Origin of the sequence: Noviherbaspirillum sp. (assembly GCF_035654295.1) — a bacterium.
Taxonomy (GTDB): domain Bacteria; phylum Pseudomonadota; class Gammaproteobacteria; order Burkholderiales; family Burkholderiaceae_D; genus Noviherbaspirillum.
In genome coordinates, this window is the sequence record NZ_DASRXF010000105.1 from 1 (window position 1) to 3,361 (window position 3,361).

The 3,361-nt window shown below is 63.0% G+C and carries 3 protein-coding genes and 1 pseudogene; 3 read left to right on the plus strand and 1 reads right to left on the minus strand.

What is annotated here, in order from left to right:
- A pseudogene (locus tag VFF99_RS11290) lies at window positions 1-193 on the minus strand (group III truncated hemoglobin); the annotation flags it as partial.
- A 224-nt stretch (window positions 194-417) separates the two neighbouring features.
- Here VFF99_RS11290 and VFF99_RS11295 point away from each other — a divergent pair.
- Genes VFF99_RS11295 through VFF99_RS11305 form a run of 3 tightly spaced genes read left to right on the plus strand, consistent with a single transcriptional unit; the run spans window position 418 to window position 3,265 of the window.
- Window positions 418-2,064, plus strand: coding sequence for a cbb3-type cytochrome c oxidase subunit I (locus tag VFF99_RS11295; protein WP_325017907.1), 1,647 nt, complete (start codon window positions 418-420; stop codon window positions 2,062-2,064).
- Window positions 2,061-2,648, plus strand: coding sequence for a cbb3-type cytochrome c oxidase subunit II (locus VFF99_RS11300; RefSeq protein WP_325017909.1), 588 nt, complete (start codon window positions 2,061-2,063; stop codon window positions 2,646-2,648). Before VFF99_RS11295 ends, VFF99_RS11300 begins: the two co-directional genes overlap by 4 nt.
- A 20-nt stretch (window positions 2,649-2,668) precedes the next feature.
- Window positions 2,669-3,265 (plus strand): cytochrome c, encoded by a 597-nt coding sequence (locus VFF99_RS11305; RefSeq protein WP_325017911.1) that lies wholly within the window; start codon window positions 2,669-2,671, stop codon window positions 3,263-3,265.
- Window positions 3,266-3,361: the final 96 nt, after the last annotated feature.

Consider the following 3,361-nt stretch of genomic DNA (forward strand, 5'->3'; position numbering starts at 1 on the left):
CGCGAAAGCTGTGGGTATGCAGCACGACCGTGCTCCAGAAGTCGACCATGCGATCGAGGTGCTCCTCCCAATGGCCGGCGAGGACGGCGTCGAATACAGGTCCGAGTTCCGGGTCCGCCCGGACATCCGCATAGAAATCACCTACCAGTGTCGTAATGCTGTCCCGGGTCAGCGGCATTGTGTTTGCATCCATGTTCGCCTCGCTTCAAAGAAGTATTACAAATAAATGTTAAACAGAAAGACCGACGATGGCAAATTGTTTTTGTCCGCGTCGCTTGCGGCGAATCCTCCCCGATCTTAAACATGCATACGAGTTCTTGCTTTAATTGATGCCGGGTGCTAGGATTCGGCCTAAAGAAATAACTTAAATACTGCTTTAAAGCCGGCCGCACAATACCAAGAAAGAGGAACCCCTCAATGAATACCGTCGCCATCCTGCTCTCCGCATTCACGCTGTCGGTCATTGCCTTGCTTGTTTTTATCTGGACCCAGGGCAGAGGTCTGCTCGACAAGGACCCCGACGGAGCGAAGGTCATCTTCGCCGAGGGTGAACTGGGACGTATCGAGGAGCCGGCCGGTTCCGGCAGCGACCGCCGGCTGCTGCAGGAAGGACAGGGCCCATCAAACGCGGCCGCGCCGCCCGCGCTGACGCGCGAACTGCAGGAACGGGCGGCGGCAGACGCTTCCACCGGCCCGCTGGTGTTCTTCTTCTTCTGCTGCGCCTTCGCGTGGTTGCTGGTGGCCTCGGCCGCCGGCATCACCTCATCCATCAAGCTGCATGAGCCCGACTGGCTGAACCAGTACGCCTGGCTGACCTTCGGACGTATCCGCACCCTGCATCTGAATGCGGTTGCCTACGGCTGGGCGCCGATGGCAGGTCTTGGCATCGCCCTGTTCATCCTGCCGCGCCTGTTGAAGACGCCGCTGGTGGGCGGCAAGTTTGCGCTGCTGGGCGCGGCGCTCTGGAACGCCGCGCTGATCTCCGGCCTGGGCAGTATCGCCGCCGGCATCACCGACGGCCTGGAGTGGCTGGAGATTCCGTGGCAGATCGACCTGCTGTTCGTTGCCGGCGGCGCGCTGGTCGGCGTGCCGCTGGTGCTGACGCTGACGCAGCGGAAGGTCTCGCACCTTTACGTCTCCGTCTGGTATATGGGTTGCGCGCTGTTCTGGTTCCCCGTCCTGTTCCTGGTGGCGAACATCCCCGGCCTGCACAAGGGCGTGCAGCAGGCGGCCATGAACTGGTGGTTCGGCCACAACGTGCTGGGCCTGTTCTACACGCCTCTGGCGCTGGCGACCGTCTACTATTTCCTGCCCAAGGTGATCGGACGTCCCGTGCAGTCGTACAACCTGTCGCTGCTCGGCTTCTGGGGGCTCGCCTTCTTCTACGGGCAGGTCGGCGGCCATCATCTCATCGGCGGACCGGTGCCGGGCTGGATGATCACGCTGTCCATCGTGCAAAGCATGATGATGATCATTCCGGTCGCCGCGTTCACGGTGAATCAGTACCAAACCCTCAAGGGGAACATGGGCGCGCTGCGCTATTCGCCGACGCTGCGCTTCATCGCGCTCGGCGGCATCATGTACACGCTGAGCTCGGTGCAGGGCTCCTTCGAGGCGCTGCGCAGCATCAATGCCATCACCCACTTCACGCATTTCACGGTGGCGCATGCGCATCTCGGGCTGTACGGATTCGTCACCATGGTGTTCTTCGGCGCGATGTACTTCATCGTTCCGCGCATCACACGGCGCGAATGGCCGTACCCGAGCCTGATCGCCGCCCACTTCTGGCTCGCCACGATCGGGATTGCCGTCTACTTCGTCACGCTGTCCATCGGCGGATGGCTGCAGGGCGTGGCCATGCTCGATGCCGCCAAGCCGTTCATGGAATCGGTGACGGTAACCCTTCCATATCTGAAAGGACGCAGCATCGGCGGGGCGCTGATGGTGCTGTCGCACATCGTGTTTGCCGCCCACTTTGCCGCGCTGGTGCTGAACCTCGGTCCCAACCGCAGCCAGCCGGCGCTGTTTTCCTGGACGATCCCGACGCGGAGGGCTGTCGAATGAAGAACGAACTCAAGCTTTTGACGGGCGGCATGGTGATGCTGGGCCTGGCGACCAGCCTGCTGGTGGTGCTGCCGTACATGCAGGTGCGCGACGTGGCGCCGACCGAAGGCCTGAAGCCCTACACGGCGGCCGAGTGGCGCGGGCGCGAACAGTACGTCCAGAACGGTTGCGTCTATTGCCACTCGCAGCAGCCTCGGGCAAAGAACTTTGCTCCCGATGCCGCACGCGGCTGGGGACGCGCGCCGGTGGCGGGCGACTATGCCTACGACACGCCCCAGCTGCTCGGCACCATGCGCACCGGTCCCGATCTGTTCAATATCGGCGCGCGGCAGCCGAGCGATGACTGGCATCTCGGCCACCTGTACCAGCCGCGGGCCTATGTCCCGGAAAGCATCATGCCCGGCTATCCCTACCTGTTCGACATCAAGGACAAGGCGGAGAAGGGCGACCAGGTCGTCAACCTGCCGCCGGGTTACGCGCCGGCCGGCAAGGTGGTGGTGGCGAAGCAGGAGGTGCTGGATCTCGTGAAGTATCTCAAGTCGCTGGACCACACCTATCCGGCAATCAAGCCGCAGGCAAAGTGAGCATTTTTCGAGAGAACAACATGAACGAGTTCAGCATCTCGCCCCAGCAGAAGCGGGAAAACGAAGACCCCCACGAAAACGCCAACCCCGTGCCCTGGTACCTGCTCATCCTGGTCGGGCTGATGTGCGCCTTCGGCGTCTTGTATATCGCGTTCTCGCATATCAACACGCCTTCCGAATGGGGCGACGGCCGGGTGGAGGCCGAGCTTTCGGCGGGTGGAAAGGCGAGCGCGGGCGGGGCGGTGGATGCCGCCGCCATCTACGCGTCGCGTTGCGCAGCCTGCCACCAGGCCAACGGCGCCGGCCTGCCGGGGGTGTTCCCGCCGCTTGCAGGATCGGAGTGGGTGAACGGCAAGGACAATACGCTGGGCGCGATCCTGCTGCATGGCGTCACCGGCCCGCTGACAGTCAAGGGGACGGCCTACAACGGCGCCATGCCCGCGTTCAAGGATCAGTTGAACGATGCGGAGATCGCAGCCGTCGCGTCCTACGTCCGCACGCAGTGGGGCAACCGGAGCGAAGCGCTGACGCCTGACAGCATTGCCGAATTGCGCAAGGCTTCCCAGGGCCGCACGGAGCCCTTGAAGGGCGATGCCGAGCTGGCCGGCTTGCAGTAACCCAGCCATGAAAAGCCGTCCGGCAAAGGCGTTCACGTGGGCGGCATGCCTTGCCGTGCTGTCCGCGTTTGCCGGGAGCGTATTCGCGTTGACCTC